This window comes from Pantoea sp. PNA 14-12 (genome assembly GCF_004364735.1).
Lineage (GTDB): Bacteria > Pseudomonadota > Gammaproteobacteria > Enterobacterales > Enterobacteriaceae > Pantoea > Pantoea stewartii.
The window spans coordinates 38,956-64,881 of sequence record NZ_SOAJ01000002.1 but is presented as its reverse complement, the minus strand read 5'-3'; the positions used below and the strand labels follow the sequence as shown (position 1 = coordinate 64,881).

General features: G+C 57.4%; 25 protein-coding genes. 22 read left to right on the top strand and 3 right to left on the bottom strand.

The window, feature by feature from the left end:
• The first annotated feature begins 213 nt into the window (after window positions 1-213).
• The 14 genes from phnF to phnE (C7434_RS07990) all read left to right on the top strand — a co-directional run bounded on the left by phnF (window position 214) and on the right by phnE (C7434_RS07990) (window position 11,618).
• Window positions 214-930 carry a phosphonate metabolism transcriptional regulator PhnF gene (gene phnF / locus C7434_RS08055; protein ID WP_133745330.1) on the top strand — a complete coding sequence of 239 codons (717 nt, stop codon included), beginning with the start codon at window positions 214-216 and terminating at the stop codon, window positions 928-930.
• Window positions 927-1,376 (top strand): phosphonate C-P lyase system protein PhnG, encoded by a 450-nt coding sequence (phnG, locus tag C7434_RS08050; RefSeq protein ID WP_006119640.1) that lies wholly within the window; start codon window positions 927-929, stop codon window positions 1,374-1,376. The genes phnF and phnG overlap by 4 nt, the downstream gene beginning before the upstream one ends.
• Window positions 1,373-1,957, top strand: a complete 585-nt coding sequence (phnH, locus tag C7434_RS08045) for a phosphonate C-P lyase system protein PhnH (protein ID WP_033739495.1) — start codon at window positions 1,373-1,375, stop codon at window positions 1,955-1,957. Before phnG ends, phnH begins: the two co-directional genes overlap by 4 nt.
• The gene (locus tag C7434_RS08040) at window positions 1,948-3,024 is read left to right on the top strand and encodes a carbon-phosphorus lyase complex subunit PhnI (protein ID WP_133745329.1); all 1,077 of its coding nucleotides are present in this window, start codon (window positions 1,948-1,950) and stop codon (window positions 3,022-3,024) included. Before phnH ends, C7434_RS08040 begins: the two co-directional genes overlap by 10 nt.
• The gene (locus tag C7434_RS08035; RefSeq protein ID WP_133745328.1) at window positions 3,017-3,865 is read left to right on the top strand and encodes an alpha-D-ribose 1-methylphosphonate 5-phosphate C-P-lyase PhnJ; all 849 of its coding nucleotides are present in this window, start codon (window positions 3,017-3,019) and stop codon (window positions 3,863-3,865) included. The genes C7434_RS08040 and C7434_RS08035 overlap by 8 nt, the downstream gene beginning before the upstream one ends.
• The gene (phnK, locus tag C7434_RS08030; protein ID WP_006119636.1) at window positions 3,855-4,616 is read left to right on the top strand and encodes a phosphonate C-P lyase system protein PhnK; all 762 of its coding nucleotides are present in this window, start codon (window positions 3,855-3,857) and stop codon (window positions 4,614-4,616) included. The genes C7434_RS08035 and phnK overlap by 11 nt, the downstream gene beginning before the upstream one ends.
• On the top strand, window positions 4,616-5,335 hold the full coding sequence (gene phnL, locus C7434_RS08025; protein ID WP_033739491.1) for a phosphonate C-P lyase system protein PhnL: 720 nt from the start codon (window positions 4,616-4,618) through the stop codon (window positions 5,333-5,335). The genes phnK and phnL overlap by 1 nt, the downstream gene beginning before the upstream one ends.
• Entirely contained in the window at window positions 5,332-6,468 is a 1,137-nt protein-coding gene (gene phnM, locus C7434_RS08020) for an alpha-D-ribose 1-methylphosphonate 5-triphosphate diphosphatase (RefSeq protein WP_039338201.1), read from the top strand. Before phnL ends, phnM begins: the two co-directional genes overlap by 4 nt.
• On the top strand, window positions 6,468-7,004 hold the full coding sequence (gene phnN / locus C7434_RS08015; protein ID WP_006119633.1) for a ribose 1,5-bisphosphokinase: 537 nt from the start codon (window positions 6,468-6,470) through the stop codon (window positions 7,002-7,004). Before phnM ends, phnN begins: the two co-directional genes overlap by 1 nt.
• Window positions 7,001-7,771 (top strand): phosphonate metabolism protein PhnP, encoded by a 771-nt coding sequence (gene phnP, locus C7434_RS08010; RefSeq protein ID WP_033739489.1) that lies wholly within the window; start codon window positions 7,001-7,003, stop codon window positions 7,769-7,771. The genes phnN and phnP overlap by 4 nt, the downstream gene beginning before the upstream one ends.
• 200 nt (window positions 7,772-7,971) lie before the next feature.
• Complete coding sequence (gene phnC, locus C7434_RS08005) at window positions 7,972-8,802, top strand: phosphonate ABC transporter ATP-binding protein (protein ID WP_006119631.1); 831 nt, start codon at window positions 7,972-7,974, stop codon at window positions 8,800-8,802.
• Window positions 8,803-8,827: 25 nt separating this feature from the next.
• Complete coding sequence (gene phnD / locus C7434_RS08000; RefSeq protein WP_006119630.1) at window positions 8,828-9,757, top strand: phosphonate ABC transporter substrate-binding protein; 930 nt, start codon at window positions 8,828-8,830, stop codon at window positions 9,755-9,757.
• 119 nt (window positions 9,758-9,876) lie between these two features.
• A complete protein-coding gene (gene phnE / locus C7434_RS07995) occupies window positions 9,877-10,731 on the top strand; it encodes a phosphonate ABC transporter, permease protein PhnE (RefSeq protein WP_033739498.1) in 855 nt (284 codons plus the stop codon).
• Between the two features lie 2 nt (window positions 10,732-10,733).
• Complete coding sequence (gene phnE, locus C7434_RS07990) at window positions 10,734-11,618, top strand: phosphonate ABC transporter, permease protein PhnE (RefSeq protein ID WP_033739486.1); 885 nt, start codon at window positions 10,734-10,736, stop codon at window positions 11,616-11,618.
• Here the strand turns inward: phnE (C7434_RS07990) and C7434_RS07985 are convergent.
• Window positions 11,572-14,172, bottom strand: a complete 2,601-nt coding sequence (locus tag C7434_RS07985) for an ATP-binding protein (protein ID WP_133745467.1) — start codon at window positions 14,170-14,172, stop codon at window positions 11,572-11,574. The two genes, phnE (C7434_RS07990) and C7434_RS07985, sit on opposite strands and share 47 nt — an antisense overlap.
• A gap of 146 nt (window positions 14,173-14,318) precedes the next feature.
• Between C7434_RS07985 and C7434_RS07980 the strand changes: the two genes are divergently transcribed.
• The 6 genes from C7434_RS07980 to C7434_RS07955 all read left to right on the top strand — a co-directional run bounded on the left by C7434_RS07980 (window position 14,319) and on the right by C7434_RS07955 (window position 20,487).
• Window positions 14,319-15,833, top strand: a complete 1,515-nt coding sequence (locus C7434_RS07980) for a sugar ABC transporter ATP-binding protein (protein WP_033739484.1) — start codon at window positions 14,319-14,321, stop codon at window positions 15,831-15,833.
• Window positions 15,834-15,843: 10 nt separating this feature from the next.
• The gene (locus tag C7434_RS07975; RefSeq protein ID WP_033739482.1) at window positions 15,844-16,824 is read left to right on the top strand and encodes a ribose ABC transporter permease; all 981 of its coding nucleotides are present in this window, start codon (window positions 15,844-15,846) and stop codon (window positions 16,822-16,824) included.
• 71 nt (window positions 16,825-16,895) lie between these two features.
• Window positions 16,896-17,834: an ABC transporter substrate-binding protein gene (locus tag C7434_RS07970; RefSeq protein WP_133745327.1), complete on the top strand. Its 939-nt coding sequence runs from the start codon at window positions 16,896-16,898 to the stop codon at window positions 17,832-17,834.
• A 47-nt stretch (window positions 17,835-17,881) separates the two neighbouring features.
• A complete protein-coding gene (locus C7434_RS07965) occupies window positions 17,882-18,574 on the top strand; it encodes a D-lyxose/D-mannose family sugar isomerase (protein WP_033739480.1) in 693 nt (230 codons plus the stop codon).
• Complete coding sequence (locus tag C7434_RS07960) at window positions 18,574-19,434, top strand: ketose 1,6-bisphosphate aldolase (protein WP_033739478.1); 861 nt, start codon at window positions 18,574-18,576, stop codon at window positions 19,432-19,434. The genes C7434_RS07965 and C7434_RS07960 overlap by 1 nt, the downstream gene beginning before the upstream one ends.
• Window positions 19,435-20,487 carry a carbohydrate kinase family protein gene (locus C7434_RS07955; protein WP_133745326.1) on the top strand — a complete coding sequence of 351 codons (1,053 nt, stop codon included), beginning with the start codon at window positions 19,435-19,437 and terminating at the stop codon, window positions 20,485-20,487.
• On the opposite strand, the gene C7434_RS07950 is transcribed toward C7434_RS07955, so the two are convergent.
• Window positions 20,424-21,167, bottom strand: a complete 744-nt coding sequence (locus tag C7434_RS07950; protein WP_033739476.1) for a response regulator transcription factor — start codon at window positions 21,165-21,167, stop codon at window positions 20,424-20,426. The two genes, C7434_RS07955 and C7434_RS07950, sit on opposite strands and share 64 nt — an antisense overlap.
• 437 nt (window positions 21,168-21,604) lie before the next feature.
• Between C7434_RS07950 and C7434_RS07945 the strand changes: the two genes are divergently transcribed.
• Entirely contained in the window at window positions 21,605-22,903 is a 1,299-nt protein-coding gene (locus C7434_RS07945; RefSeq protein WP_199227855.1) for an NCS2 family permease, read from the top strand.
• A 397-nt stretch (window positions 22,904-23,300) separates the two neighbouring features.
• Complete coding sequence (locus C7434_RS22175) at window positions 23,301-24,323, top strand: hypothetical protein (protein ID WP_226374534.1); 1,023 nt, start codon at window positions 23,301-23,303, stop codon at window positions 24,321-24,323.
• Window positions 24,324-24,400: 77 nt separating this feature from the next.
• Here C7434_RS22175 and C7434_RS07935 read toward each other — a convergent pair whose 3' ends face one another.
• Window positions 24,401-25,855: an AMP nucleosidase gene (locus C7434_RS07935; RefSeq protein ID WP_033742179.1), complete on the bottom strand. Its 1,455-nt coding sequence runs from the start codon at window positions 25,853-25,855 to the stop codon at window positions 24,401-24,403.
• Window positions 25,856-25,926 lie beyond the last annotated feature (71 nt).

Below are 25,926 nucleotides of genomic sequence, written 5' to 3'. Positions count from 1 at the left end.
AGCCGGATAAGCCCTGACCGCTCTATGGCATGGATGCCCTATGGCGTTGAGCGGTTTACTCTCAGACCTGTCCGGTGTCCTGCGCTTCACAGACAAATTCACCTTCGCTTCACTAAGTCGTCACCTCTCTGTCATCTGATCCCGTCACGCTGTAGCCATCCCGCAGTCCACCGGCTGCGAAATCCCCCCTTACGCTGTGAGGATTTATTTGTGATGGAGTTATCCAGACATCCGACCACTGTGTATCAGGCCGTTGCGGCGCAACTGGAGCAGGCTGTTCAGGAGCGTTATCGTAGTGGTGACTACCTTCCTTCGGAGCAACAGCTGGCCGATCACTATGCCGTTAACCGCCACACCTTACGTCGGGCGGTTGATGAACTGGTGAATAAAGGGTTGCTGCAGCGTCGCCACGGCGTCGGCATTTTGGTGTTAATGCGCCCGTATGATTATCCGCTCCATGCGCAGGCCCGCTTCAGCCAGAACTTACTGGAACAGGGCAGCGATCCCACCAGTGAGCGCCTGCTGGCCGTATTGCGTCCTGCCAGTACAGACGTCGCGGCCGCATTAGGCGTGAGCGAAGGCGACAACGTCATTCATCTGCGCACGCTGCGCCGGGTCAATGGCCTGCCGGTGTGCCTGATTAATCACTTCCTGCCCGACCTCAGTTGGTGGCCGCAGCTACAACGCTTTACCAGCGGCTCGCTCCACGACTTCCTGCGGCAGCACACCGGCAAGCAGCTGGTGCGCACGCAAACGCGCATCAGCACCCGTCGGGCTCAGGCCAAAGAGTGCAAGCAGCTGGAGATCGCACTGCATTCCCCCTTGTTGTGCGTGCGCACCCTGAATAAAACCACCGATGGTGCGATGGCGGAGTACTCCGTCAGCCTGACGCGTGGCGACATGATTGAACTCACTCTGGAGCACGAATGAAACAGCAAACGGCACGCCAGCACTGGCTTTCGGTGTTGGCCCACAGCAGCGCCGCCGAGCTTGACGCGCTCTGGCAGCCGCTCAACCTTACGCCGGCCTTTACGCTGATCCGACCGGCTGAAATTGGCCTGACACGGTTGCAGGCCCGCATGGGCGCGACGGGCAAACGTTTTGTGATGGGCGATGCCACCGTCACGCGCGCGGTCGTCCGGCTAAACGATGGCACCCTGGGCTACAGCTACCTGCTGGGCCGGGATAAAGCCCACGCCGAACGCTGTGCCCTGATGGATGCGCTGTTGCAGCAGACGGGCACCGCCGAGCTGTTACAGGAAAAGATTATTACCCCACTGGCGGCCTTACGCGACGAGCAGCGTCAGCTGCGTGCACGTGAAATCGCCAGTAGCAAAGTGGACTTCTTTACGCTGGTACGCGGAGACAATGAATGACTTTACTGGCAAGTTTTCATCACCCGGTTGCGGATGCGCAGCATGCTTTTCGCCGCATTCTGAAAGCCATGAGCGAACCTGGCGTTATGGTATCGCTGCCGCTGCAACAGGGCTGGGGCGCACTTTCTCCCGCCGCCACTGCCGTGCTGCTGACCCTGGTCGATCAGGAAAGCCCCTTATGGCTGGACCCACAGGTCGATAATCAGACGCTGCGCGATAACCTGCGTTTTCATACCGGCGCACCGATTACCGACAGCAGTGATGCGGCATTTGCGTTAAGTCACGCGACCGCTCAGCCTAACCCGGCCGACTTTTCCGCGGGCGACAACCTGGCACCTGAGAAAAGCACCACGCTGATTATTGAGGTGCCTGCGCTGAACGGCGGCCTGGCATTACGGTTGACAGGGCCGGGGCTGCGCGAAGCACGCGCCATTGCGCCACAACTGCCGGAAAGCGTGATCGACTACCTGCGTGCCCGCCCGCATCCGTTTCCTCAGGGTGTGGATCTCATCTTTACCTGTGGCGAAGCGATGATGGCGGTGCCACGGACAACCCACGTTGAGGTGTGCTCATGTACGTAGCCGTGAAAGGGGGCGAAAAAGCCATTGCTAACGCCCATCACCTGCAGGCGGATGTGCGGCGCGGCGATCGCGCGGTGCCTGAATTATCCTGCGACCAGGTCGCGCAGCAGCTCGGTCTGGCGGTAGATCGGGTGATGACGGAAGGTGGCATTTACGATCCCGCGCTGGCGGCGCTGGCGATTAAGCAGGCCAGCGGCGATCTGGTGGAGGCCATTTTCCTGCTGCGTGCCTATCGCACAACCCTGCCGCGGCTGGCGCAAAGCACGCCGTTAGCTACCGGTAGCATGCGAATCGAGCGACGCATCTCGGCGGTGTATAAGGATTTACCCGGCGGTCAGGTACTCGGGCCGACCTACGACTATAGCCACCGTCTGCTGGACTTTACGTTGATCGCAAATGGCGAAACACCGCCGCCGCCGCGTAGTGAGCAGGCGCTGCCGGAACACTGTCCGCATATGTTCAGCATGATGAGCGAGGAAGGCTTTGCGGAGGCAGAACACGACGATGGCAGCGAACCCACGGATATCACCCGTGAGCCGATGGGCTTTCCCGCCTCGCGCGCGGCACGTCTTCAGCAACTGGTGCGAGGCGACGAAGGGTTTCTGCTGTCGCTGGGCTATTCCACGCAGCGTGGCTATGGCCGCACGCACCCCTTTGCCGGTGAAATCCGTACCGGATACGTCAGCGTCAGCATTTGTCCCGAAGAGCTGGGTTTTGAACTGGAGATCGGGGAAATGCTGCTGACCGAATGCGAAATGGTCAACGGTTTCACGCACAACGGCGAAAGCGCCCCGCACTTTACGCGGGGTTATGGCCTGGTCTTTGGCCGGGCTGAACGTAAAGCCATGTCCATGGCGCTGGTGGATCGGGCGCTACAGACGCGTGAACACCATGAACGCATTACCAGCCCGGCGCAGGACGAGGAGTTTGTGCTGTCCCATGCGGATAACGTCGAAGCCGCAGGTTTTGTGTCCCACTTAAAACTGCCGCACTACGTCGATTTCCAGGCGGAACTGGAACTGCTGAAACGTCTGCGCCAGGACTATCAGGAGCAGCAAAATGGCTGAACTCAGCGGCTATAACAACGGCTATCTTGACGAACAAACCAAACGTACGATCCGACGCGCCATCCTGAAAGCCGTGGCGATTCCCGGCTATCAGGTGCCGTTTGCCGGATGTGAAATGCCGATGCCTTATGGCTGGGGCACCGGCGGCATTCAAATTACCGCCAGCGTGATTGGCGACAAAGACGTTCTGAAAGTTATCGACCAGGGCGCGGACGATACCACCAATGCGGTCTCGATCCGCCGTTTCTTTCAGCGCGTCAGCGGTGCGGCGACGACCGAGCGCACAGTGGACGCCACGCTGATCCAGACGCGCCACCGTATTCCGGAAACGCCGCTGCAAGAAGATCAGATCCTGATTTTCCAGGTGCCGATTCCCGAGCCGCTGCGCTTTATTGAGCCTCGCGAAACGGAAACCCGCACCATGCATGCGCTGGAAGAGTACGGCATCATGCAGGTCAAACTGTACGAAGACATCGCCCGTTTTGGTCACATCGCCACCACCTATGCCTATCCGGTAAAGGTCAACGATCGCTATGTGATGGATCCGTCGCCGATCCCCAAATTCGATAACCCCAAGATGCACATGATGCCCGCGCTCCAGCTGTTTGGTGCCGGTCGTGAAAAACGCATCTATGCCTTGCCGCCCTATACCAAAGTTGAAAGCCTCGATTTTGACGATCATCCCTTCACCGTGCAGCAGTGGGACGAACCCTGTGCGCTCTGTGGTTCGCGCCACAGCTATCTGGATGAGGTGGTGATGGACGACCAGGGCACGCGCATGTTTGTGTGCTCCGATACCGATTTTTGCCACCAGCAGCAGGAACAACACCATGCACAGTGAACAACCGCTGCTCGCGGTGAACAACCTTACGCATCTGTATGCGCCAGGAAAAGGCTTTGAAGACGTCAGTTTTGATCTCTATCCGGGCGAGGTTCTGGGTATCGTCGGGGAATCCGGATCGGGCAAAACCACCCTGTTGCGTAGCCTGTCAGCGCGGCTGGCACCGCAGGCAGGCGCGATTCACTATCTGCAACGCGATCTGTATCAAATGAGCGAAAGCGACCGTCGCCGCTTACTGCGCACGGCGTGGGGCGTGGTCCACCAGCACCCGCTGGAAGGTTTGCGCCCTCAGGTCACGGCGGGCGGCAATATCGGCGAGCGCCTGATGGCCGTCGGTCACCGCCATTACGGCGAGATCCGCGCGCAAGCCAGCCACTGGCTGCAGGCGGTGGAAATCGCAGCTAACCGCATCGATGATCTGCCGACAACCTTTTCCGGCGGCATGCAGCAGCGTCTGCAAATCGCCCGCAATCTGGTCACCCAGCCGAAGCTGGTGTTTATGGATGAACCGACCGGCGGCCTGGACGTCTCGGTGCAGGCACGGTTACTGGATCTGCTGCGTACGCTGGTGCGGGAACTCAATCTGGCGGTGGTAATTGTGACGCACGATCTGGGCGTGGCGCGCCTGCTGGCGCATCGCCTGCTGGTGATGAAGCAGGGCCGGGTGGTGGAAAGTGGCTTAACTGACCGCGTGCTGGATGACCCGCATCATCCTTACACGCAACTGCTGGTTTCATCGGTGCTCAACTAATGGCGACGGCGACTATGAAAACGCAACTGCGCGTAGAAAATTTGTGCAAAACCTTTGTGTTGCACAATCAAAACGGGGCGGCGCTGCCGGTATTACAGGATGCCTGCCTGGACGTCAGTCAGGGCGAATGCGTGGTACTGCACGGGCATTCCGGCAGCGGGAAATCCACCCTGCTGCGTGCCCTGTACGGTAACTATCAGGCCAACAGCGGCCACATCTGGGTACAGCATCAGGGCGAGTGGGTGGATATGGCGCAGGCACCGGCCCGTCAGATTATTGCCATTCGTCGCGATACTATCGGCTGGGTCAGTCAGTTTCTGCGCGTCATCCCGCGCGTGCCGACGCTGGAGATCGTGATGCAGCCGTTGCTGGAGCGCGGTGTGGAACGCGGCTTCTGTGAAGCCCGCGCGAAAGAGCTGCTGACGCGACTTAACGTCCCGCAGCGCCTCTGGTCTCTGGCCCCCTCAACCTTTTCGGGAGGCGAGCAGCAGCGCGTCAATATCGCCCGCGGCTTTATCGCGGACTATCCGGTGTTGTTACTGGACGAACCCACGGCGTCACTCGACAGTGTCAACAGTGCCGCGGTCGTGGGCCTGATTGAGCAGGCGCGTGAACGCGGCGCGGCAATCGTGGGGATCTTTCATGATGAAGCGGTGCGGGAACGTGTGGCCGATCGCCTGCACGTCATGCAGCCCTTCAAAACAGGGGCAGAAGCATGATCATTAATAACGTAAAGCTGGTGCTGGAAAATGAGGTTGTTGCCGGTTCGCTGGAGTTTCGCGAAGACCGTATTACCAACTTTAGCGAAACGAACAGCCAGCTGGCCAGTGCGCTGGATGGCGAAGGCGCGTATCTGCTGCCGGGCCTGGTGGAGTTGCATACCGATAACCTGGACAAATTTTTCACCCCACGGCCTAAAGTCGACTGGCCGGCGCACTCGGCGATGAGCAGCCACGATGCGCTGATGGTGGCCAGCGGCATCACCACCGTGCTGGATGCTATCGGCGTGGGGGATGTGCGTGATGGCGGCCACCGACTGGAAAATCTCAGTAAAATGATTGGCGCGATTCGTGACAGCAACCAAAAGGGGCTTAATCGCGCGGAGCATTTACTGCATCTGCGTTGTGAGCTGCCGCATCATACAACGCTGCCGCTGTTTGAAGCCTTGCTGTCCTCACCTGAGCTGTCGCTGGTGTCGCTGATGGATCACTCACCGGGCCAACGTCAGTATGCGTCGCTGGAAAAGTACCGGGAATACTACCAGGGAAAATACCAGCTGAATGACGAGCAGATGGATGCGTTTGAGCGCGAGCAACTGGAACTGGCCGAGGCCTGGTCACAGCCTAATCGTCTGGCGATTGCCGCGCTGTGCCGCGATCACGGCATCGCGATCGCCAGTCATGACGATGCGACTGTTGACCATGTCGAAGAGTCGCACGCCGTGGGCAGTGCGATTGCCGAGTTTCCCACCACGCTGGAGGCGGCAAAAGCTTCACGCTACCGCAACATGCAGGTGTTAATGGGCGCGCCCAACATTGTTCGCGGCGGTTCGCATTCCGGCAACGTGGCCGCCTGGGAGCTGGCCGCTCACGGCATGCTGGATATCCTGTCGTCGGACTACTATCCCGCCAGCCTGCTGGATGCGGCGTTCCGCCTGGCCGCCGATGAGCGCAATACGCTCTCTTTGCCTCAGGCCATTGCGCTGGTGACGTGCAATCCGGCACGTGCGCTGGGGCTGGAAGATCGTGGCGTGATCAGCGAAGGCTGCCGCGCCGACCTGGTCCTGGCGCATACTCAACATGGCCATCCCCATATTCGCCATGTCTGGTGTAAAGGTCGGCAGGTGTACTGATGGCCCGGCTCATCTGGCTTATCGGCCCGTCCGGTTCAGGCAAAGACAGCCTGCTGGACCGGCTGCGCGAGGCACCGCCTGAGGGCTTGCTGATTGCTCATCGCTATATTACGCGCCCCCATGATGTAGGGGGCGAAAACCATATCGCCCTGACGGAAGCGGAATTTATCCGGCGCGATGCGCTGGGGTTATTTGCCGTCAGCTGGCAGGCGCACGGTTTTTATTATGGCGTGGGCAGTGAAATCGACCACTGGCTGGCGTGCGGGCAAAACGTGCTGGTCAACGGATCGCGCCAGCATCTGGAACACGTCCGGGCACGTTACGGCACGCGACTGTTACCGCTATGCCTTGAGGTGTCGTCTGCGGTACTGGCCGCACGGTTACGCCAGCGTGGCCGTGAGAGCGAAGCGGCGATCGCCCAACGGCTGGCACGGGCTGACCGGCATCAGCCAGAAGGCTGCCTGCGGCTGAATAACGATGGCGCACTCGAAGAGACCGTACAACAGTTACGTCAGCTGCTGGAGGGCGCCTCATGAAACTGACCCTGCTCGGTACGGGCGGCGTAACCGGGGCACCCGTGTTCGGTTGTGACTGTGGCGCCTGTTTGCGCGCCCGTCAGTTTGCCCGTTATCGCCGCGCGCCTACAGGCGCGTTAATCGAAGCCGGACGTGAACGTATTTTACTGGATGCGGGCTTACCCTTGCTGGCAGAACGGTTTCAGCCTGAGGATATCAACCGGATTCTGCTGACGCACTATCATATGGATCATGTGCAGGGCTTATTTACCCTGCGATGGGGCAAAGGGAAACCGATTCCCGTCTGGGGGCCGCCGGATGAAAAGGGCTGTGACGACTTGTTTAAACATCCCGGCTTACTGGATTTCCGGTCCGCGTTAACCCCCTTCGTGGCCCAGTCATTTGGCGACCTGCGGGTGACACCTTTACCGCTGCAGCATTCACGGCTTACGCATGGCTATCTGTTTGACTGGCACGGTGCCCGGCTGGCCTGGCTGTGTGATACCTGCGGTCTGCCGCCGGATACAGCGGATTTCCTTCGTGGACAAACGCTGGACCACCTGGTGGTGGACTGCAACGATCCCCCCGGTCAGGGCGGGCGTAACCATAACGATGTGACCGCGGCCCTGACCATCATCGAGGCACTGAAACCCCACCAGGCCTGGCTGATTCATCTGAGTCACGATATGGACAACTGGCTGGCCGAGCATCCGCTACCGGCCTCGGTGCAGGCGGCGCATGACGGCCTGTCGCTGTCTCTGGACGCCGTTTTGCCTGTCATCGTTTAATCACATAACCGTAATACAGCTTTCATCCCCGGTGTTCTTAATATAGCGGTCTCTCGTCAGGTTCCTGCTGCGTGAGCAGGGCCTGCTGTCCCTGCTGCCAGCAAAGGCACTGAGCAAACAGGTACGGGCCAGACAGGGTAATGAAGCCCCGGATTCAGCGTCGGGTGCACAGAACGTTAACTGGAACAACGGAGAACATCATGGCACAGGCACTGCTGAAAACGGTGGTCGATAACGTCACGTCGTTGACCCACTCCGGCGGGCAAAAAGTGTTATCTGTTCAGGGATTGAGCAAAGCCTACGGTAGCAACAAGGTCCTCGATAATGTCAGTTTCGATTTGCATGCGGGTGAATTAGTGGCGGTGATTGGTCGCTCTGGCGCAGGCAAATCGACATTGCTGCATATGCTGAACGGCACCATTTCGGCCTCGCAGGGCGCAATCATCAGCCTGCATCACGGCGAAGCCGATCGCAATGTGGTCAACCTCAGTAGCCGCCAGATGCGCGAATGGCGTGCGCAGTGCGGCATGATTTTTCAGGATTTCTGCCTGGTGCCGCGTCTTGACGTGCTGACCAACGTGCTGCTGGGTCGTCTCAGCCAGACGTCGACGCTGAAATCGTTTTTCAAAGTCTTCTCTGACGCCGACCGCGCCCGCGCGATTCAACTGCTGGAGTGGATGAACATGCTACCGCAGGCGTTACAGCGTGCCGAAAACCTTTCAGGTGGACAAATGCAGCGCGTGGCGATCTGTCGGGCGCTGATGCAAAACCCCAAAATTCTGCTGGCCGACGAACCGGTTGCCTCTCTCGATCCCAAAAATACCACCCGCATTATGGACGTTCTGCGCCAGGTGAGTGAACAGGGCATCAGCGTGATGGTTAACCTCCACTCGATCGAGCTGGTGAAAAGTTACTGCACCCGCGTCATCGGGATTCAACGCGGTGTGGTGCTCTTTGACGGCCATCCTTCTGACCTGACCGACGGCCTGCTGCATCAGCTGTACGGCGATGAATTCAACCAGATCCACTAACTATCACAGCAAGAGAACAAGGCTAATGAAAATCAAAGCTTTCGCGTTATTGACTACGGCACTGCTTACCTTTGGCGTTAATGCAGCGGATGCACCTAAAGAACTGAATCTGGGCATTTTGGGCGGTCAGAACGCCACCCAGCAGATTGGTGATAACCAGTGTGTGAAATCCTTCTTTGATAAAGAACTGCACGTGGATACCAAAATCCGCAACTCGTCCGACTATTCCGGCGTAATTCAGGGCCTGCTGGGTGGCAAAGTGGATCTGGTGCTGAGCATGTCGCCGTCGTCTTACGCCTCGGTGTATATTCAGGACCCGAAAGCCGTCGATTTAGTCGGCATTGTCGTGGATGACAAAGATCAGTCTCGCGGTTATCACTCTGTCGTGATTGTGAAAGCTGACAGTCCTTACAAAAAGCTGGAAGATCTGAAAGGCAAATCGTTTGGGATGGCCGATCCGGATTCCACGTCAGGCTTCCTGGTACCCAATCAGGCCTTTAAAAAGCTGTTTGGCGGCAACATCGACAACAAATACAACAATTTCTTTTCCAGCGTAACCTTCTCCGGTGGTCATGAGCAGGACATCCTGGGCGTACTGAATAATCAGTTCGACGGCGCCGTCACCTGGACCTCCATGGTGGGGGATTACAATAAGGGCTACACCTCCGGTGCGTTTGGCCGCCTGATCCGTATGGATCATCCTGACCTGATGAAACAGATCCGCATCATCTGGCAGTCACCGTTAATTCCTAACGGGCCTATCCTCGTGAGCAATAAACTGCCCGCCGACTTCAAAGCGAAAGTGATTGCTGCCATCAAAAAACTGGATAAAGACGACCACGCCTGTTTCACCAAAGCCGTAGGCGGCCAGCAGCACATTGGCAAAACCTCTGTGGCTGACTTCCAGAACATCATCGACATGAAGCGCGAGCTGATGAAAGGCGCGCGCGGCTAACGGTACAGCCGTTGGCGTTGAGCCAGCGAGCCGCCCGCTGGGGTGCGGGCGGCCCGTTATCACAGACAGATTTCCCTTTCTCTGCTGACTTTGCCACACATCAATCTGAGAACACCGCCGTGACCGACTTCGAACGCTATTATCAACGCATCCGCCGCCAACAGAAGCGTGACTCGCTCGTCTGGTCACTGGTGCTGGTGGGGCTTTACCTGGCGGCGGCGAATATGGCCGAGTTCAATCTCGTGACCATCTGGCAATCCTTACCGCACTTTTTTGATTACCTGCACGAGATCATGCCCGTATTGCATCTGCCGGTGTTATTTGCGGATGGCAAGACAGAAGGATCGCTGGCTTACTGGGGCTATCGTCTGAATATCCAACTGCCGTTGATATGGGAAACATTGCAGCTGGCGCTGGCCTCCACGCTGATTGCGGTGGTGATAGCGGGCGTGCTGGCCTTCTTTGCGGCCGATAACACACAAACGCCAGCCAGTCTGCGCATGGCGATTCGCGCTTTTGTCGCCTTTCTACGCACCATGCCGGAACTGGCCTGGGCGGTAATGTTTGTGATGGCATTTGGCATCGGAGCGATTCCCGGCTTTCTGGCGCTGGCGCTGCACACCATTGGCAGCCTGACCAAACTGTTTTATGAAGCCATTGAGTCCGCCTCGGATAAACCGGTGCGCGGGCTGGCGGCCTGCGGTGCCAGCAAACTGCAACGGATGCGCTATGCCTTCTGGCCGCAGGTGAAGCCGGTTTTTCTGTCATACAGCTTTATGCGCCTGGAAGTTAATTTCCGTTCGTCGACCATCCTGGGGCTGGTGGGGGCGGGCGGCATTGGTCAGGAGTTAATGACCAATATTAAACTGGATCGCTTTGATCAGGTCAGCATGACGCTGCTGCTGATTTTGATTGTGGTCTCGCTACTGGACACCGTTTCTGGCCGCCTGCGCCGTCGCGTTGTGGAGGAATAACCATGGTTACGCTTGCGCCCGATATCAGCGCGATGAAACAGCAGCATCCCGCGCTGTTTGCTGCACAAAACCGCTATCTGCGTCGCCTTGCCATGCTGGCCCTGGCGCTGGTGCTCTATTATGTCTTTTTCTTTATGGTGTTTGGCATCGAATGGAACCGCCTGCTTACAGGATGCCAGCAACTGGGCCGCTATTTTCTGCGCATGTTTGTCTGGCAGGACTTCGTGAACTGGCCGTTTGGCTACTATTTCTCTCAGGTCGGCATTACGCTGGCGATTGTGTTTGCCGGCACGCTGACCGCCACGCTGCTGGCGCTGCCGCTCTCGTTTCTGGCGGCGCGTAATGTGATGCATGACAAGGTTGCCCGTCCCATTGCGTTTGTTGTGCGTCGCCTGTTCGATATGCTGCGCGGCATTGATATGGCGATCTGGGGCCTGATTTTTGTTCGCGCGGTCGGCATGGGGCCGCTGGCCGGGGTGCTGGCGATTATCCTGCAGGACATTGGTCTGTTAGGTAAGCTCTATTCCGAAGGCCACGAAGCGGTTGAGCGTTCACCCAGTCGCGGCCTGGGCGCGCTGGGCGCCAACAGCCTGCAGAAGCACCGGTTTGGTATTTTCACCCAGTCCTTCCCACAGTTTCTGGCACTGAGCCTGTATCAGATCGAGTCCAATACCCGCTCAGCGGCGGTGCTTGGCTTTGTCGGCGCGGGCGGTGTCGGCCTGGTGTACGCGGAGAACATGCGCCTGTGGAACTGGGATGTGGTGATGTTCCTGACGATTATTCTGGTTGTCGTGGTCATGGTGATGGATGCCATCTCCAGCCGCCTGCGTAAACGTTATATCATCGGGAAGCCGGTGCCGTTGTGGCAGCCTGGCGGGCACGATTAAGCCGCGCGCTGCGCTGCCAGGCGCGCTGAAGCGCCTGCACCAGTTGCGCTGCCTGCCAGGGTTTCGCCAGTCGTTCACACAACGGCAACGTGACGGGCTGGTGACGCAGATCCTGGCCGCTGATGAGCAATGTAGCCAACTGCGGCCACTTTTGCTGTGCCTGACGAATCACCTCCGCACCGTTAATCTCACCCAGCAGCATCAAATCGCTGATCAGCAAATCGATATCCGGCGTCTGGTGCAGCAGCGCCAGCGCCGCTTCGCCCGTGTCACACTCCAGCGTCAGGTAACCCAGTTGGTGCAGATGTTCACACAGGGTTTGCCGCACAGCCGGTTCATCATCCAGCACCAGAACTAACCGGTCCTGCGCGGCATCCGGCTGCGCCGGGTGCGAGGCGACGGATCGGACCGCCGGGACATCGGGCGCGCGGGGCAGCAACAGCCGTACGGTGGTGCCCTGGCCCGGCGCGGTTTCCAGCTCTACCTGTCCGCCCGACTGACGAACAAAACCGTAGACCATCGACAGGCCCAGGCCGCTACCGGTACCGGTTGTTTTGGTGGTAAAGAAGGGTTCAAACACCTGCGCACGCACTTCTTCTGACATGCCGCAACCGTGATCGATGACCTCAATGGTGACCCGGTCTCGCTTTTCACCGCGCTCAGTGCGGCGCTGGTTCCAGATACGCAGACGGATCTCGCCGCTTTGTCCGGCCATCGCATCTCTGGCATTCACCACCAGATTTATGACCGCATTCTCTAACTGACTGGCATCAATCCAGGCAGGCCAGCCGGGCCGTTGGGCATCAATAATCAGGTGTTGACCGGGCAACAGCGAATGTTGCAGCAGCCCCTGCAGGTTTTCCACTAACGACACGACCGACACCGCATGCGGATTCAGGGTTTGCTTACGCGAAAAGGCCAGCAGTCGCTGGGTCAACAGAGCTGCCCGATCCGCCGCCTGGCGGGCGCGTTCTATCCGGCTCGCAAGAGGGCCGGGCGGCAGTTGCCCCTCGGTTAACGCCAGGCTGCCGATAATGACGGCCAGCAGATTGTTGAAATCATGCGCGATGCCGCCGGTCAGCTGACCTACCGCTTTCATTTTCTGGCTGTGTACCAGCGCTTCTTCCAGCACCTTCCGTGAGGTGCGCTCCAGCACCGTATTCACGCTACCGCGCCGGGGGACCGGGCTGAAGCGCAGTTCTACGGTGCGGCCATCGGCCAGCCTGACTTCCTGTGGTTCCGCCAGATCGTGCAGGTGTATATCAAGCTGCGCCAGCAGATGCTGGTAGTGCAGTCCCCGCTGCAAATCCCGCGGTGCGATGCCCAGAAGCTGCGGATACTGATCGTTCCACACCACCAATTCGCCGCTGTTATCAAACAGGGCAAAGCCATCACGCATTGCCAGAAAGGTGGATTCAAGTTGGGTACTTTTCTCTTTTAGCAGACGCGACGTATGGGCCAGCGAGGCGGTATTACGGGCAAACACATTGAAGGCGCGCGCCAGCTCGCCCAGTTCATCCCGGCGCTGAAGGCCCGGCACGCTGACATTGTGTTCCCCCTGGGCCAGCCGGGTCATTGCGGCGGCAATGGCAGTCAGGCTGGACCCCAGGTTGCGGTAGATGTAGTACCCGGTATAGACGGTGATGGCGAGTGCCAACAGGGCAGAAAGCAGGATAAAGCCACTGACCGAATCCCGTTGTCGGTGAGTGGCAATGTTACGCTGATCACTTTGCCGGGCTACCTGCTGAACGTACGCGGTAATGTCATCATTCAGCGCGGCTACGAGCGCCTTGATACGGTAGGTGGCATAGGCGATGGACAGATCGCTCTGTTCCAGCGCTGCCGCCAACGGGATCAGGCTGCGTTGGGTTTCCAGTAACTGCTGCACGTTGTCACCCAACGCCCCCGATGCGACCACGTTGCGCCATTGCGTCATCACCTGCTGCAACTGATCAATGACCGCGGTCGAGGAGGGCGTACGAATCGCAATATCCAGTAGCCTGCCGGTCTGCTGGCGCAACGCGAAATCGGGTGCGCCGGTTCCGTTGCGGTGTGCCAGGTCATTAATGCGTTCCAGCAGCAGCTGTGACTGCCATAACCCGCTGAGCACAAGATTGCGCTGCAAATGACGTTCATGGCCCTTACGCAGCAACAGACTCACAGACTGCTCAAGCATCAGACTGCGTGCACGCAGTCGGGCCACGCGTTCAGGCTCGCGTGCAGCCAGCGGCGTACTGGCCAGCAGGGCGAGTGAATGTTGCAGGGCCTGCTGATTCTGCTGCAGTCGTCGCGATTCGCTCTGATATTCCAGCGCGCCCACGACCTGAGATAACCGCACGGCGGTGATGGCGACATTCGCGGTATTGCGCGCCAGCGCCAGGCTGCCGTTCATATCGGCCAGCGTCTGAGCCTGAGCCTGTTCCTGAAGGCTTCCGGCATGGCGAAAGCTGGTAATGGCTACCACGCTCACCATCAGGGTGACGCACACAACTAATAAATGCGACAGCAACAGGCGACCGCGCGCCCCGACCTGCCACGGCAAACTGCGTTGCATCAATACGCTCTCCGGCCATGCGACGATAGGGCGAGTATAAAAGTGAGTGCGAAGCGGAATATGACAAATATGAATGGCCGCTGACATTATCCATTTATCTTCTCCTGCTTAACTCGCGGCTATCCATAATCAGCAGGAGCGGGGCGATGACAGCTAAGCCGATACTTGAAATGCGTCAGATCACCCGGCGTTTTGGCCACTTCTACGCACTGAAAGGCGTTGACCTGACCGTTTATCCTGGCGAGGTGCATGCGCTGATGGGGGAGAATGGCGCGGGCAAAAGCACCCTGATGAAGATCCTGGCGGGGGCCTATACCGCCACCAGCGGCGAGGTGTTGATCAACGGCGAGCCGTATCCGCTTAAAGGACCGAAAGCGGCATTAGCGGCCGGGATTACGCTGATCTATCAGGAAATCAACCTTGCTCCGAATCTCACCGTGGCAGAAAACATCTTTCTGGGAAGCGAAATCACCCGTGCTGGCATGGTCAGGCGTCACCAGATGGCCCGTGAAGCGCAGCAGGTTATTAACCACTTAGGCGCGCAGTTCAGCGCAACGGACAAAGTCAGCAGGCTGAGCATTGCCGAGCAGCAACAGGTGGAGATTGCGCGCGCCCTGCATCGCAACAGCCGTATTCTGGTGATGGATGAGCCCACCGCCGCCTTATCCAGCCGCGAAACTGAACAACTCTTTGCCCTGATCAAACGGCTGCGCAGCCAGGGAATGGCGATTATCTATATCAGTCATCGCATGGCGGAAGTGTATGAGCTGTCGGATCGCGTCAGCGTACTGCGCGACGGGCAGTACGTCGGCAGTCTGACGCGCGACAACCTTAACGCCAGCGAGCTGGTGCGCATGATGGTGGGACGCCCACTCAGCGATCTGTTCAATAAAGACCGCACCATTCCTCGCGGCGAGGTGCGTCTGGCTCTGCACAACCTGTCCGATGGCGGCAAGGTACAGCCCTGTAGCCTTAACGTGCGGGCAGGCGAAATTGTTGGCCTGGCCGGCCTGGTTGGTGCGGGACGCAGCGAACTGGCCCAGCTGATTTTTGGCGTGCACCGGCTTCAGCAGGGTGAAATCTGGGTGGACGGCCAGAAGGTAGAGATTCACTCCCCAAGAGAAGCGATTGCGCACGGCATTGGCTTCCTGACCGAGAACCGCAAAGAACAGGGATTATTCCTCGAAATGGCTGCACAGGAAAACATCGTGATGGCCACGCTGGAACGGGATGCGCAGTACGGCATGCTGAACCGCCGTCAAGCCAGAAAGATCGCCAGCGAGGCGATTGCCGCGCTCAATATCCGGGTTCCCCACGCGCTGGTGCGGGCAGGAGGCCTGTCCGGTGGCAACCAACAGAAGCTGCTGATTTCCCGCTGGATTGCCATTGGTCCGCGCATTCTCATCCTGGATGAGCCGACGCGCGGCGTGGACGTCGGGGCCAAAAGCGAGATTTACCGCATGATGCAGGATATGGCGCGACAGGGCGTAGCCATTCTGATGATCTCCAGTGAATTACCGGAAGTGGTCGGCATGAGTGACCGGGTTTATGTGATGCATGAAGGCACTATCGCAGGGGAACTGGCAGGTAACGAGATCGGTCAGGAAAACATCATGACGCTGGCAACTGGTGCGTATAGCGCATCACCGCTTGAAGTATGAGGATAAAACCATGACACAAACGGCACGGATTCATCCACCCACGGTCAGACGAGCCCTGATGGGCGACATCATGCAGACCGTCGGCATTTTACCCATTTTGATTTTAATCGTGGCGGTCTTCGGCGTTGTCACACCCAATTTCTTTACCGAAGCCAATTTACTGAATATTACGCGCCAGGCGTCCATCAACATTGTACTGGCCGCAGGCATGACGTTTGTCATTCTTACCGGCGGTATCGATTTATCTGTCGGCTCAATGCTGGGCACGACGGCGGTGGTGGCGTTGCTCACTTCGCTGGATCCGATGCTGGCCTCGCTCACGATTCCGATGGCGCTGGGAGCCGGGCTGGCGATGGGCCTGTTTAACGGCATTCTGGTGGCCTGGGCCGGGCTTCCGCCGTTTATCGTGACGCTGGGCACCTATACCGCACTGCGCGGAGCCGCCTATCTGCTGGCGAACGGCACCACGGTCATCAACGCCGATATCAATTTCGAGTGGATAGGCAATGGCTATCTGGGGCCGGTACCGTGGCTGATTGTTATTGCGTTCGCGGTGATTGCGCTTTGCTGGTTCATCCTGCGCCGCACCACGCTGGGCGTTCACATCTACGCCGTAGGCGGCAATATCCAGGCAGCCCGTCTGACTGGGATCAAAGTCGGGCTGGTACTGCTGTTCGTTTACGGGATGAGCGGCTTACTGTCCGGCCTGGGCGGACTGATGAGCGCTTCACGTCTCTACAGCGCCAACGGCAATCTGGGCATGGGTTACGAGCTGGATGCCATTGCGGCGGTCATTCTGGGCGGCACCAGTTTTGTGGGGGGAATCGGCACCATTACCGGCACGCTGATTGGCGCACTGATTATTGCCACGCTGAACAACGGCATGACATTGATGGGCGTTTCTTATTTCTGGCAGCTGGTGATTAAAGGTGCCGTGATCATCATCGCCGTGCTGATCGACAAATATCGCACGCGTCATCATGTGGGCTGATGTCCCCTATGCAGAGAGTACACAACGCGCCATTCAGCAGTTGGCCGATAAATAACAGCAGGAGAAGATCTATGCGTTTTAATCCGATTGTAACCGGGTTGCTGGCGGCAACGCTGCTCAGCGCCGGTATGGCTCAGGCAAAAGAACTGAAATCGATTGGCGTGACGGTGGGCGATCTGGCTAACCCGTTCTTCGTGCAAATCTCCAAGGGCGCAGAGATGAAGGCGCGCCAGCTGGCTGGCGATAACGTCAAGGTGACGCTGGTGTCGAGTGGCTACGATCTTGGACAGCAGGTAGGGCAGATAGATAACTTCATCGCCGCTAAAGTCGACATGATTATCCTGAATGCCGCGGACTCAAAAGGGATCGCGCCCGCAGTGAAACGCGCACGGGATGCCGGGATTGTGGTGGTGGCTGTCGACGTCGCCGCCGACGGTGCCAACGCGACGATCACCTCGGATAACACTCAGGCCGGTGAAATGGCCTGTAAATATATCGCTGACCGTCTGAAAGACAAAGGCAACGTCGTCATTATCAACGGGCCGCCGGTCTCGGCGGTGCAAAACCGCGTGGAAGGCTGTATGACGGCGCTGAAACGCCATCCTGACATCAAACTGCTTTCTTCTAATCAGAACGCCAAAGGCAGCCGTGAAGGCGGCCTGGAAGTGATGACCGGCCTGCTGTCGGCCAACCCGAAAATTGATGCCGTGTTCGCGATTAACGATCCAACCGCAATTGGCGCGGATTTAGCGGCGAAACAGGCACAGCGTAACGAGTTCTTTATTGTCGGAGTGGACGGTTCACCGGACGGCGAAGAAGCGCTGAAGCGTAAGAACTCGCTCTTTGCCGCCACGCCCGCTCAGGATCCTCAGGTGATGGCCGCGAAAGCCGTCGAAATCGGTTACGACATCCTGCAGGGAAAACCCGCACCGGATAAACCCGTGCTGATCCCGGTGAAGCTGATCGACCGTAATAATGTCGGCAGCTACAAAGGCTGGACCGTGAAATAAACCAGCAGGCGGCATCACAGGGTGCCGCCTTAACGGGAGAGCGGAAGATGAAACGCGCCGACGTGAACAGACAGTTGCAATATACGCGAGACTTTTTCACCCGTCAGGACGTCCCTCTGCCGTCCTGGGCCGATTACGGTCTCCGGCAGTGGCGTCAGCAACAGGAGGACATCACTGAAATCGTTGCCTTACGCCTGGGCTGGGATCTGACCAGTTTTGGTGGCGACGATTTTCTGCAAACCGGCCTGACGTTATTCACACTCCGCAACGGCTCGCCGCACGGAACGCCCTGGCACAAACCTTATGCAGAAAAAGTGATGCACGTGCGTGAAGGGCAGGTAACGCCGATGCATTACCATCCGCGCAAGATGGAAGACATTATTAATCGCGGCGGCGGCAACCTGATTGTCGAGCTGTATAACCGTGAAGGCCATGACAAAGCCGCCACGCCGGTGACGGTTTCCCTGGACGGCATCCGGCAAACCCATTCGGCGGGTTCGCAGATCAGGCTTTCCCCTGGTGAAAGTGTCACGCTCGTCGCGGGCGTCTGGCACAGCTTCTGGGGCGAAAACGGCTTTGGTGACGTTCTGGTGGGGGAAGTCTCCATGCCCAACGATGATGACAACGACAACGTCTTCCTGACGCCGCTGGCGCGTTTCAATGACCTTGACGAGGATGAAGAACCCCAGAGGCTGCTTTGTAACGACTATTCCCGCTGGCTCACCTTGAGGAGTGAATGATGGCTTTGATTTCTCTGGCACAGGGGCTGGCGCATGCCCAGCAACAGGGTTATGCGCTGGGCGCGTTTAATGTCCTGGACAGCCATTTCCTGCGTGCGCTGTTTGATGCGGCAGAGCGACAGCGCTCGCCGTTTATTATCAACATTGCCGAAGTGCATTTTAAGTACGTCACGCTTGATCAGATTACTGAGGCGATCCGTTTTGAAGCCGCGAAGCATACTGTTCCGGTGGTGCTGAACCTGGATCATGGCTTGCACTTTGAGGCGGTAATGCAGGCGATTCGTCTCGGGTTCACCTCGGTGATGTTTGACGGTTCGACCCTGAGCTATGAAGAGAACATTCGCCAGACGCGGGAAGTGGTTCGCGCCGCACATGCCGTCGGCGTTTCCGTTGAGGCAGAGCTGGGCGCAGTCGGGGGTGATGAAGGCGGCGCACTGTTTGGGGAAGCGGACAGCGAGAAATTTACCGATCCGCGACTGGCCGCTGAATTTGTGCGCGAAACCGGCATTGATACGCTGGCGGTCGCCATTGGTAATGCGCACGGCAAATACAAAGGGGAACCCAAACTGGATTTTGACCGGCTGGCGGCGATTCGTCAGCAAACCGGTGTACCGCTGGTGCTGCACGGCGGGTCGGGCATCAGCGACGCGGATTTCCGTCGGGCAATCTCACTCGGTATCCACAAAATTAACTTTTACACCGGCATGTCTCAGGCGGCCCTTGACGCGGTGGAACGCAGCCTGGCCTCGCGCAATACCCGTTATGATGAGTTCGCAGAGTTACTGATGGCGGTGGAAAAGGCGATTTGTGAAACCGTTATGCAGCAGATGAACATTTTCGGCAGCGCAGGCCAGGCGTAAATGGCAACGCGAAGCGGCATTCTGGCCGCAGGTGTCATGCTGGTGGATTATGTGCATCGCATCAGCCACTGGCCGGAACAGGGCTGGCTGACCGAAATACAGCACAGCGAAAAGGCCGCAGGTGGCGCGCCGCTCAATGTTCTGCTCACGCTGTCGCGCATGCAGTGCACACTGCCGCTGGCGGCGATTGGCCTGCTCGGCAATGACGCCGATGGCGATTTTCTGCTGGCTATGATGAAAGCGGCGCAGATTGACTACCGGTTAGTGCAGCGCACCGACGACAAGCCTACAGCGATGACCCAGGTGATGACGACACCGGACGGACAACGGACTTTTTTCTTTTCACCCGGTGCCAACAGCTTACTGGACAGACCGCACTTCGCCGCCGTCGATGACGCACAGCGCATCTTTCATCTGGGGTATTTGCTGCTGCTGGAAACGCTGGATAGCGTGGACAGCGAATTTGGTACCCGCAGCGCCCGGTTGCTGGCACACATGCAGCAGCGGGGCTATTTCACGTCCCTGGATCTGGCTTCCCGCGCGGGCGATTACCGCCCTCAGGTGCTGCCCGCCTTACGCTGGCTGGATTATCTGGTGATTAATGAACTGGAAGCGCAGGCGTTGTCAGGCGTGCTGTTACGTGATGGCCGCGGCATTCAGCCGCCCGCCGCTTTTGCCCGTGCCGCGCAGTGGCTGGCGGAGCAGGGCGTGCGTCAGCGTGTTGTTATCCATGCGCCCGAGGGCGCATGGGGACGTGAAGCGGACGGCGAAGGTGCCTGGCAGCCCGCCTGGCAGCTGGCACCCGACGCCATTGTGGGCAGCGTCGGAGCGGGTGATGCGTTTTGTGCGGGCGTGCTGTTTGCCAGCCATGAAGGCGAGGATATGGTCTCGACGCTGAAACTGGCCCATACCTGCGCCTGTTTTAATCTGCGTGCCGCCAATGCGACAGACGGCATTCGCCCCTTGCGCGACATGCGTGAATGGATGGCTCAGGCGGTTTGTGTGGAAAGTCCCAGCCCTTCAGGTTTGACCACATCGGCAGAAAAAACATAGCCCAGCCCGCGGATAGTGCGGATCAGGCCGGGCTGATGCGGATTGGCTTCAATTTTACGGCGTAACCGCATGATCAGCACATCGATCGTGCGGTCAAAGACATCCATCGTCTCGCTGTGGGTCAGTTCTAATAACTGATCGCGCGTCAGGACCTTGCGTGCATGCCGTACCATGGCGCGTAACAAAGTATATTCCCCCTGCGTCAGGGGAACCGTTTCGCGTTGAGGGTTGAGTAACTGGCAGCGCGCTTCATCAAGCACCCAGCCATTGAAGCGCCAGCCTGACTGCGCGTCATCACTGGTTGCGGCACGTCCGCTGCGTCTGAGGGCGGCGCGTGCGCGGGCCACGACCACGCGGGGATTGAATGGTTTAGCAATATAGTCGTCCGCGCCCATCTCCAGACCCACGACCATCTCCGATTCCGATCCCATGCCGGTCAGCATGATTACGAGGATATCAGGCCGTTGACGCTGCAACTGCTGGAGCACCAGCAATCCATTGGTATCAGGCAACATCATATCCAACATTACCAGCGCGATGTCCGGGTGAGCACTGACCATCGCCAGCGCCTCTTTACCCTGATGACAACGATAAACCCGTAAAGCATGTTCACTGAGCGCGTCCTGCAACAGATCGCAGACCGCAGGATCATCATCCACCACCAGAACTGCTGGCTTCATTGTGTGACCTCAATGTTACTAAAGAGTTAATTTCGAGTTTACACATTCCCCTTTTGCCTGCAGGTTAATGCGGCTGAAACGTGACCAGCGTCGCCTCACAAAGTGTTGAAGCGTGCGTCAGCACCCTTTTTTTGCCTTTTCGGCATCGAAAGGAAAACGTTTGCGCATTTAGGGGGCAATGCACCATAATCGCGCCCTGATTCGGTTCAGAATTCTCTTAAGGCTCGTTTGCGCTTATCCAGGTAATCGATTGCGTGTCGGACTGGCACAGCAATTGCTTAAGCCTTAGCAATTGCTCACATGACAAAGGAAAGCAACCCCGGTTTTTAGCAGGCCTGCAACGGCGCGGGCCAGCCGTCGGCATTACCACAAACAGCATGATAATAACTTTGGCAAGAGAGCACGTACCTGAGTGACGTCTCTATCATCGAGAGATAATGATGTTAGAAAAACTATTTAAATTAAAAGCGCACAACACAACGGTTCGCACCGAAATCATCGCCGGGATCACGACCTTTCTGGCAATGGCTTATATCCTGTTCGTTAACCCCAGTATTTTAGGGGCGACCGGCATGGACAAAGGTGCGGTCTTCGTCGCGACCTGTCTGGCGGCAGCAATTGGTTCTGTGTTGATGGGACTGATTGCCAACTATCCTATCGCCCTGGCACCGGGAATGGGCCTGAATGCGTTCTTCACGTATACCGTTGTGCTGCACATGGGCTACACCTGGCAGATTGCGCTGGGCGCGGTATTCCTGTCTGCGGTTATCTTCTTTGCGTTATCAATCTTTAAAATTCGCGAATGGATTATCAAAAGCATTCCGTTGCCGTTGCGTGCGGGGATTGCCGCCGGTATTGGTCTGTTCCTGGCGATTATTGCGCTGGAAGGGGCGGGAATCGTCGTCGACAATCCGGCCACGCTGGTAGGAATTGGTGATTTGACCAAGCCTGGACCACTGCTGGCGATGTTAGGTTTTATCATCATCGTCGTACTGGAGGCGCGCCGTGTGACGGGCGCGGTTTTGATTGGCATTCTGATCATTACCTTTATCTCCATGGGAATTGGCCTGACGCCGTTTGGCGGCGTATTTTCTGCCCCGCCGTCCATCGCCCCGACGTTTATGCATCTGGATATCGCGGGTGCGTTTAACGTGGGTCTGATTAGCGTGATTTTTGCGTTCCTGTTTGTCGACGTGTTTGATAACACGGGAACGCTGCTGGGCGTGACCAAACGTGCCGGACTGGCTGACGAAGAGGGCAACGTGCCTAAAATGGGGCGCGCGCTTGTGGCGGACAGTGCGGCGGCGCTGTTTGGTTCTCTGCTGGGAACGTCCACGACCACCAGCTATGTCGAATCGGCTGCAGGCGTCAGCGCCGGTGGCCGTACCGGATTAACGGCTGTGGTAGTGGCGGTGCTGTTTTTACTGGCGCTGTTCTTTTCACCCCTGGCTTCCAGCGTGCCGGTTTACGCCACGGCACCCGCACTGCTCTTTGTGGCTGTGCTGATGACCTCAGGCCTGGCCGAGATCGACTGGAAAGACATTACTACTGCGGCTCCTGTTACGGTGACGGCCCTGACCATGCCATTAACGTATTCCATTGCAAACGGTATCGCTTTCGGCTTTATCACCTGGACCGTGGTGAAACTGCTGAGTGGACGGACGAAAGAAATTAATGCGGCGCTGATTATTCTTTCCCTGCTGTTTGTCATTAAGCTCGGCTGGTTGAGTGCATAATTAACTTCACCGTTACAGCATAGTTAATATGCTGTAACGGTTTTAGCGTTATATTTCGCGTCGATGCATCACCATGCTGATTCAGCTTTTTTCAATCGTTGTGCATTCTCTTCCAAAATGAATATGAACTGCCTTTTCTTCACGCCTTTCACCTCTTACTCTTCGACAACACCTTCTGAATAAGGCGGCACGCTGGTTTTATTTTGCGTTCTTATTCAATCAGGTAATGTTTATTGTGCGGGACTTTGCTTCAATAACGTCGAAGCAGGTCGTGAATAACGTTAACGGATGCATGTAATCCGCCTGTCAGGGACCGATAATGGGCAACCTTTGTATAAAACGGGATCGCGGAAAGCCAAACGTAATCGACCGTCATTGCGGGACGGGAGGCAAAACAATGGAAAATTTTGAAAAGCGCTTTGAGCGACTGGAGCAAGACAGCCATCAGATGAAAATTGATCTGGCGCTGTTCAGTGGGCGCGCGACGGCATTTGCGACGAAAACCGATCTTGAAATACTGCGCTCAGAGCAAACGCTGTTTCACGTTGAAATGCTTCAGCGATTCACTAGCCTGGAAGAAAATGTAGAACACGTCGGGAGTCAGTTTGCCGGTATTGAGAACAGGCAGGATCGTATTGACAGCAAAATTTTTGAAATCAATAAGGTATTAGTCGACGTTACTAACCGGTTTAACAGCATTGACGCCAGCTTCTCGGTTGTCATAGCGAAATTTGATGATACTGACAGCCGATTTGATGGGACAGATAAGCGGCTGGACGGACTTGGCTGTCGGTTCGAGGGTATGGACAAGCGGTTCGACGGACTCGACTGTCGACTTGATGGCGTGGACAAGCGGTTCGACGGACTCGACTGTCGGCTTGATGGCGTGGATAAGCGGCTGGACGGACTCGACAGTCGGCTTGATGGCGTGGACAAGCGGTTCGACGGACTCGACAGTCGGCTTGATGGCGTGGATAAGCGGTTCGACGGACTCGACAGTCGGCTTGATGGCGTGGATAAGCGGCTGGACGGACTCGACAGTCGGCTTGATGGCGTGGATAAGCGACTGGACGGACTCGACAGTCGGCTTGATGGTGTGGATAAGCGGCTGGACGGACTCGACAGTCGGCTTGATGGCGTGGATAAGCGGCTGGACGGACTCGACTGTCGGCTCGATGGCGTGGATAAGCGGCTAGACGGAATCGACTATCGCCTTGATGGCATTGATAAACGACTCGACGGAATGGATCGTCGCTTCGACAAGGTGGATCAGCGATTCGACAAGGTGGATGAGCAATTCGATAAGCTGGATGCGCGATTTGAAAGCCTGAATAATCGCCTTATCTGGACATTTATGGTCCCGGCTATTCTGGCTGTGTTTGCCTGGTTTATAAATACTGCCGTACTGAACGCAGCCTGATTCAGCAGAAACGGAGAAGGGATGACGGCATTAATGTGAAAGAGACTCACCCTTAATACCGTCTTTGATTTTACTCTTTAACGGAACGGGGGTTCGTTAAACGTTCGCAGTTTACGCGAATGTAACTTGTCACCCTCAGCCCGTAACAGCTCTACCGCCTGAATCCCAATCTGCAGGTGTTCAGAGATGGCGCCGTCGTAAAAGCGATTCGCCTGACCGGGCAGCTTAATTTCGCCGTGTAACGGTTTATCGGAAACACAGAGTAACGTGCCATAAGGCACCCGGAAGCGGTAACCCTGGGCGGCAATGGTGGCACTTTCCATATCCACCGCCACGGCGCGGCTGAGATTAAAGCGCAGGGCCGAAGCCGAGTAACGTAGCTCCCAGTTACGGTCATCGGTGGTGACAACAGTACCGGTGCGCAGGCGCTCTTTGACTTCTTCGCCGGGCATACCGCTGACCGATTTGGTGGCATCGTAGAGGGCACGCTGAACTTCGGCGATGCTGGGAATCGGGATATCCGGTGGCAGCACGCTGTCCAGTACATGATCGTCACGCAAATACGCATGGGCCAGCACGTAATCCCCAATACGCTGACTTTCGCGCAGACCGCCGCAGTGACCTATCATCAGCCAGGCATGAGGGCGAATGACGGCAAGGTGATCGCAGATGGTTTTGGCATTAGAAGGACCCACACCGATATTGATCAGCGTGATGCCGCGACGATGCGGTGACGTCAGATGCCAGGCAGGCATCTGATGTTTTTTCCAGGCCAGATCGGACAGCATCGCGTCATTGTTTTCCGTGTCAGCCGTCAGGATGACATCTCCGGCGCACACCAGGCTGTCAAACGGGGTTGACGGATCGCGTACCTGTTCGATGGCCCAGCGGACGAATTCATCCACATAACGCGTGTAGTTGGTAAACAACACGAACGGCTGAAAATACTCCACAGCCGTGCCGGTATAGTGGCGCAGGCGTGCCAGCGAAAAGTCGGTGCGCAGCGCATCAAAGTGGGAAAGGGGAAAGGTGGCGTCAGCATGAAACAAGCCATCTGCCGTTTCATCCCCAATCTGCGAGAGTTCAGTCGTGGGAAAATGACGGGCTATGCCGGCGCTCATGGTCCGGTCCAGCGACAGGTCAGAGCCGTCTATTACATACGGGTAGGGAATCTCCTGCTGTGACGGGCCGACTTCGATGTCCACGTCGTACTCTTTTTCCAGCATCGCCAGCTGTTCTGAAATGTAATGACGAAGCAAAGCGGGGCGGGTGACGGTGGTGCTGTAACTGCCTGTATGTGTAAAACGGCCCCATGCACGCGTGCGATTCTGTTGCGGTCCGTCTCCCTGCCAGGTAATGCGTAATTCAGGATAAACAAACAGGCCTTGCTCACGCGCGGCGGGGTCCGGCAGCACGCCTTCTTCCGTGTAGGCCTTGATGGACGCACGAAGCGCATCGACGGCGTCATTGTAAAGTTGCTCAAGCGCATCGAGTGCCTGTTCGCGTGTCAGCTTTTTCCGTTGGGCTGGCATAACTTCTCCTTTCAGGTTCTTACCACAATGCTCCTCAGCTTAGCGGTTTTAACAACGGATTGGGTGAAGAA